4 protein-coding genes and 1 tRNA gene are annotated in these 6,335 nt (G+C 45.2%); 2 read left to right on the forward strand and 3 right to left on the reverse strand.

Annotation, left to right across the window (positions count from 1 at the left end; genetic code table 11):
- Nucleotides 1-15: 15 nt before the first annotated feature.
- Nucleotides 16-1,047 carry a LacI family DNA-binding transcriptional regulator gene (locus SIN01_RS07605; RefSeq protein WP_010024190.1) on the reverse strand — a complete coding sequence of 344 codons (1,032 nt, stop codon included), beginning with the start codon at nt 1,045-1,047 and terminating at the stop codon, nt 16-18.
- Nucleotides 1,048-1,129: 82 nt separating this feature from the next.
- Complete coding sequence (locus tag SIN01_RS07610; protein WP_084688904.1) at nt 1,130-2,251, reverse strand: PTS fructose transporter subunit IIC; 1,122 nt, start codon at nt 2,249-2,251, stop codon at nt 1,130-1,132.
- A 351-nt stretch (nt 2,252-2,602) separates the two neighbouring features.
- Between SIN01_RS07610 and SIN01_RS07615 the strand changes: the two genes are divergently transcribed.
- A tRNA-Gln gene (locus SIN01_RS07615) sits at nt 2,603-2,674 on the forward strand.
- Nucleotides 2,675-3,471: 797 nt separating this feature from the next.
- Here SIN01_RS07615 and SIN01_RS07620 read toward each other — a convergent pair.
- Nucleotides 3,472-4,110, reverse strand: a complete 639-nt coding sequence (locus SIN01_RS07620; protein ID WP_010024187.1) for a TetR/AcrR family transcriptional regulator — start codon at nt 4,108-4,110, stop codon at nt 3,472-3,474.
- Nucleotides 4,111-4,265: 155 nt separating this feature from the next.
- Between SIN01_RS07620 and SIN01_RS07625 the strand changes: the two genes are divergently transcribed.
- Nucleotides 4,266-6,251, forward strand: a complete 1,986-nt coding sequence (locus SIN01_RS07625) for an ABC transporter ATP-binding protein/permease (RefSeq protein WP_010024186.1) — start codon at nt 4,266-4,268, stop codon at nt 6,249-6,251.
- Nucleotides 6,252-6,335 lie beyond the last annotated feature (84 nt).

The following is a 6,335-nucleotide window of genomic DNA, read 5'->3' on the forward strand; positions in this document are numbered from 1 at the left end:
CCAAATAAAGCGTTATCATTCGGTAGACCCGCGAATCAGTAAATTGGCCGGCAGTTCAAACAGCTCCGGGCGGCCCGTTCGTTTTCCTTCAAGACGGTCAATCAGCAACTCAGCCGCTTTGGTACCCATGCCGTATGGATCTTGCTGGATTACTGTGATGCCTGGACGAATCAGCTCGCCCCATCCCCAGTCATCGTAACCGTAAATGCCGATCTCAGCGGGGATGCTCCAACGCAACTGGTAGAGCAGCTGCAGCAAGAGCAGCAGTACCTGACCATTTACCGCAAACAGTGCCATTTTCTCATTTTGATTGGTGCGTTTCAGTTTAATCAGCTGTTCCTTAATGGCAAGGGTGTTGGCGCGATCAATGGTCAGAAGAATGTGCTCTTGCGGCAAGTGTTTCGCGCGCAAAGCATCCTCCACTGCTTTTTTTCGTTGTGAGCGTGTGCTGATACTATCTATATTCTCCGTGACAAAATAAATACGCGAATAATTGTTTTGAATTAAATAGTCGGTCGCCTGATAAGTAACGTCATAGTTGTTGGATGTGACCGAATCAAACAGAAAGTGTTCAATCTGGCGATCAATGAGTACGATTGGAAGCCTACTTTCTTTTAATTTGGTATAGATCGGACTCGTATAACCGGTCGGATTAATCAGAAGCGCATCGACATTGTGATCGATCAGTGAACGAATGCCGTCATCTTCGCTCTTCTGGCTATTGTCTGTATTCAGGATCAGCATGTGATAGTGACGCGTTTTGCATACATCGTTCACGCCTTTCATCATCATGGAAGAAAACGGATTTTCAATATCGGCAACCACAACGCCGATTAGGTTCGTTTTCTTAGATTTCAGTCCGCGGGCAATGTTGCTCGGCCGATAGTTCAATTCCTCAATCACGTGCTTGATTTTCTTTCTTGTTTTCAATGACATATACTCATATTTTTCATTAAGATAGCGGGAAACCGTGGTGGTTGAAACCCCTGCTTTCTCTGCCACCATCGCTATTGTCGCATGCTTTGACGTCTTCTCATCTCGCCCCATCACGTTTCCTCCGCTTCGCTCAATCGCTCATCCATTCGTTATTGCTCTTATTATAGCTGCTGCCTTTAAAGGGTCAAGCGGTTCATCCTTTTAATGCGGCCGGGAGAGGAGACGGTTCATCCTCCTTCTTTGCATCCGACTGTTTCTCAGTTATATTTTTTCGCAGCAGCCCGATCATCAGTGCCGTGACCACAACGCCTGTTAAAATGGAGAGAAGGTACAGCATTTGCTGCGTCAATCCGCCCTGAACGACTGGAAGAACGAACAATCCGCCATGCGGCGCAGGAAGTGCGACATGGAACGCCATCGTCATCGCACCGGCAATTGCCGAACCAACAATTGACGACGGAATGATTCGGAAAACGTCTTTAGCCGCAACCGGCATCGCACTTTCGGTAATGAAACTTGCGCCAAGTAAGAAATAGGTTTTCCCTTGGTCGCGGTCCTCAGCATCAAATTTCTTTTTAAAAAGGACCGTAGCAAGACCGATGCCAATTGGCGGAACCAGTCCGCCGGCCATAATCGCAGCCATTGGATAGTAGTTGCCTGCGCTAATCATCGCAAGTCCAAAGGTGTAGGCAGCCTTGTTAATCGGCCCGCCAAGATCAACAGCCATCATCGCCCCAAGGATCAGGCCAAGAATCTCAAGGCTCGATCCTTGGAAACTGCTGAGGCAAGCGACAAGCCAGTTATTGAACACGCTCATCGGATAGGCAACGACCTCATACATCACCACACCGGTGAAAAGGACACTGACAACCGGGTAAAGCAGGACATTGCGCAAATTCACCAGACCTTTCGGGAAGTTGCGGCACAGTTGATTTAACAAGCGGATAAAATATCCGGATAGATAGCCGGCCAGGATGCCGCCGAAAAATCCGCTGCCTGTACTTGCAGCAATCAATCCGCCGATCATCCCCGGCGCAAGCGCCAGTGTTCCCGAAATCCCGTAAGCAATAAATCCGGCGAGAATCGGGACCATCAGTGCAAAACCATTGCCGTGCCCAATTGTATACAGAAGCGCTGCGACCGGACTATAGGAAGGATCTTTAACATCGGCTGCGTTGACGCCGAACATAAAGGATACGGCCATGAGAATTCCGCCGCCGACTACAAAGGGAATCATGTGGCGGATTCCATTCATCAGACTGTCGTAGAGTTCATGAGGAAATCCATTTTGCTCTCGCGGTTCTTCATTCATCATTCATCACTCCCTTTCCTTGTTAATCGATTAACTAAACCGGTTTAGTTTTTGATTAACCTTCCTTATAATTTTTATTGTAAGCGGTTGCCATTTATTATGCAACCCCTTACAAGTATTATTTTTCGTTATTTTCTGTGAAATTAATTTCCTATAACCCGCTTATTTCCGCCAAACTTTTTTCCAGAATGGTACCCCCTGCATTTCCCTAAGTATAAAATGACAACGCCGCATGCTTTGGGTTCGGTTTGCTCGAGTCCGAACCGCTCGGTCGTTCAATCCTTTTCAACTTTTTTATAAAAATCCTTGCATTATTTATCCATTCTGGTTATAATATTTCTTGTTCTGATTCATTACCCCATGGCCAAGCGGTAAGGCAACGGATTCTGATTCCGTGATGCTCTGGTTCGAATCCAGATGGGGTAATAACGAAAAAGACCGAACTCCTTGGTCTATAAGGGGTTCGGTCTTTTCTATACGCACTATGTCACGATCCGATTTATTGCCCTATTGAAGAATTATCTCTCCTCATCTGACTCTGGATTTGTCTGCTTCATATCATCTTTCGGTTTCTGAATGTTAGCTTCATTCTATGAAAAATTGACAATAAAACAAGGTGAATTATGATGAATGTAAGATAAGATCTATTTAGGTATTGGTTTCCTTGCTACGTGTGTGAGGCTGAGTTGAACAAAAAGGAGCAGACACTAGGTGTTGCTCCTTTTTGTTTGCAAAAAAATGAATTTCTCTATATGATGAAGTTGCAAATAATCTTTCAAATCTAACTTACTATTTATTCCATGATGGCCTCTTTCTTCAAAGCTTGAAATTCAAGTATATAAAAAAACACCTATAGATAAAACACTCTTTTTCAAGTGTCCTAACTACAGGTACCATTCTACATAGCGATCCCTCTTTTTTGTTAGTTAACGTGTTTCGCTTTTGCAAGAGCTCTAGAACCACTCGATCATTAATCTCCGACTATCACTTTTTCTGCACTATTTGAGTTTCACTTGATTTCGCTTATCTACTCAATTCGTCACAAAGGCGTTAAAATGGCGCTGATGATCCCAATGCAGCAATTTGTGGGGTCGCAATCGAAGCGACACTCGCTAACCCCGGATCTACATTCACCATTGCATAGCGACAGCGAATCGGTTTAAGAAACGCTAAGGGATAACACGGCGCTTTTTCCATATCTAGAGTGCCGATCCCAAACTGATTTAGTCGTTTTTATTCGGCTTCACGTTAGGATCGGCGCAGGCACCTTTAACACCAAACAGCCCGCGGTAAAACATTGTGTCCAATTCATGGTCAATTTTCTGTAGCGATTGCGGCGTCATTTTGAACTTGTCCATATGGTGCGAATTGCGAAAGTACTGAAAGAACATATCGATATAAATAAAAACCGCCGTATCACTTAGATCATCGGCAATATAACCATCCTGACGGCCACGTGAAACAAAGCGCTTCCAAAAATCGCTCTGACTATCAAAGAGACGATTCATTTCATTATTGTCTTGGTACATTTTGAAGATGAGATCGATCATCTTTCCATTCACACTACGCTTTGCTTGTTGGGAAAAAAGCTGCATCCGCTTCAGGATTTCCGGAAATGTTCGTGATGGGTCATTTAAATCCTCCATAAATTGATCGCGATACCTCATCATCAGGCGCATCACAACCGCCTGGGCCAGTTCATCTTTGCTTGAAAAATAGCTGTAGAGCGTCGCTGATGAAATGCCAATGGTTCGCGCTAATTCACGCATTTTAATGGCTTCTGGGTCCGCCTCTAGATACATTTCAGCGGCAGCCTTTAGAATATGTTCACGCATCATGTCCTTTCGTTCGCTTCGTCTCATTGGTTGCTCATCCACACTTTCTTACTCATCTTCTCTTTCTATTAAATTATTCTAAGAAAAAGCGTGTATTTTGTCAAAAAAACTAAAACGTTGTTGACTTTTTGTTTTAGTTTTTTTATATTGGAACATGTATTGTACATTAAAGGAGGAAACATATGGCCTTTCTCGAATTACACGACATTCATAAAGCATACTATCTTGGAAAAGAAAAATTTCCCGTCCTGAAGGGTATTGACCTCCAACTCGAACGCGGCGAATTCGTTTCAATATTAGGCGAATCCGGGGGCGGTAAATCAACCCTGATGAACATCATCGGTGGATTGGATCGCAAATTTACCGGTCAAGTAACGGTTGACGGAAAGCTGCTGGACCATACTAAAGAAAAGCAGCTGGATAACTACCGCCGCCGTACGATCGGCTACATTTATCAATCGTATAATCTGATTAGTCATCTCAACATTGTTGAAAATGTTTTAGTCTCTTTAGATATGACGACACTGAACGGCGGCCAGCGAAAGGAACGAGCAATCGCCTTACTGAAAAAGGTCGGCCTAGGTCAGCATTTAAAGAAACGTCCGAGTCAACTTTCCGGCGGTCAAAAGCAGCGCGTGGCAATTGCTCGCGCGCTGGCCAGCGATCCTGAAATTATCATTGCAGACGAACCGACAGGCGCTTTGGACTCCAAGAACACCGCAGAGGTTCTCAAGCTCTTGGAACAAATTGCGGAGGAAGGAAAACTGGTTATCGCCGTCACGCACTCCCAAGAGGTTGCCAACCACGGCACACGCATTGTTCATCTTACCGATGGAAAAATCGATGGCGACACACGGCTCAAGCCCGCCTATGAAGTGCCGACTGACGCTCAGAACGACTTTCAGGCAAAAGCGCTTTCTGCAGGGGCAAGTTATAAAAATGCGTTCAAACACCTCACCTTTAATTTCTGGCGTAATTCACTTATTATGCTGGGTACCGCGATCGGTCTGTTCGCTGTGCTGCTCTTTAGCGGTCTAGGCAATGGGGTCAACGCCTTTATTCAAGACCAGATCAATTCGATGGTCAATCCGAATTCGATCACAGTGATGAAGAATCCGACAGGTAAGAAAATGGGCAGCGCTGAACTGCAGCAGTCCATGCAGCAATTTGCCAGTGACCCATCTAAACTGCTGATCACAGACGATCAGGTTGACCGTCTGCGCGATTTAAAACATGTTGACAAGGTTGAACCGGGTTATCAGCTCAGCACATACACCTTGTCCTATAACAAAAAGAACTCAAACAGCTCAGGAATCCAAACGTGGACAAAAGCGTTTGCCGACGACACGGTTGAAACGGGCCGCGTACCCGGAGATAACGAGATTGTAATTAATAAGAACGAAGCGATCGCGCTGACAAGCGCCAAATCGTACAAAAAACTGCAAGGAAAAACAATCGACCTCACCTTGCAATGGATTAATGAGAAAAACCAGCCGATTCAGATCAAGGGGAAACTTAAGGTTGTTGGATTCGTTAAAAGTGGACAGGCAAGCATGCCGGCAATAACGAACTACCACACCATGCGTGAACTGATCGAAAAGAATAACGGTGTGACGAAAGCAAACTTCGTCTCCGTCAACGTCAGCGATCCGACCTATGTCAAAGGGGTCGCGAAAACGATCCAAGGATTGAAAGATAACGGAAAATACACCTATGGGGCAATTACCGTCGGCGACATTTTGGACACGGTAAATCAATACGTGCAAATCGCCTCGATCGTGCTCTCAGCAATTGCCGGCATTTCACTCGTGGTTTCTGCCCTTATGATCATTGTAACCATGTATATGTCTGTATCGGAACGGACGAAAGAAATCGGCATTCTGCGTGCACTCGGTCAGCGCAAGAAAGATATTCGTCGACTGTTTACCGCCGAGTCGATTCTGATCGGTTTGTTCTCGGCAGCTCTCGCACTAATCTTTGCGTACGGATTTAGCGCACTGCTCAATCACTTGCTCTATAATATTGTTAAATTCAACATGGTTCAGATTACAGCAGCGAACATTATTTCAACAGTCATTATCGCTCTGGTGATCTCGTTTATCGCCGCACTGTTGCCGGCAAGACGCGCTTCACGACTGAATCCGATTGACGCGCTATCCGCTGATTAATCGACTGTGTTGCCAAACGAAATACATCTTTTGCAAACGCCATGCCTCGCAGCATGGCGTTTTGATTATTAGCAAACTGACTTT

The organism is Sporolactobacillus inulinus, from assembly GCF_006539285.1.
GTDB lineage: Bacteria > Bacillota > Bacilli > Bacillales > Sporolactobacillaceae > Sporolactobacillus > Sporolactobacillus inulinus.

Coding starts and splice junctions, on each gene's coding strand:
- SIN01_RS07605 (WP_010024190.1), bottom strand. CDS start 1,047: ATGGGGCGAGATGAGAAGACGTCAAAGCATGCGACAATAGCGATGGTG.
- SIN01_RS07610 (WP_084688904.1), bottom strand. CDS start 2,251: ATGATGAATGAAGAACCGCGAGAGCAAAATGGATTTCCTCATGAACTC.
- SIN01_RS07620 (WP_010024187.1), bottom strand. CDS start 4,110: ATGAGACGAAGCGAACGAAAGGACATGATGCGTGAACATATTCTAAAG.
- SIN01_RS07625 (WP_010024186.1), top strand. CDS start 4,266: ATGGCCTTTCTCGAATTACACGACATTCATAAAGCATACTATCTTGGA.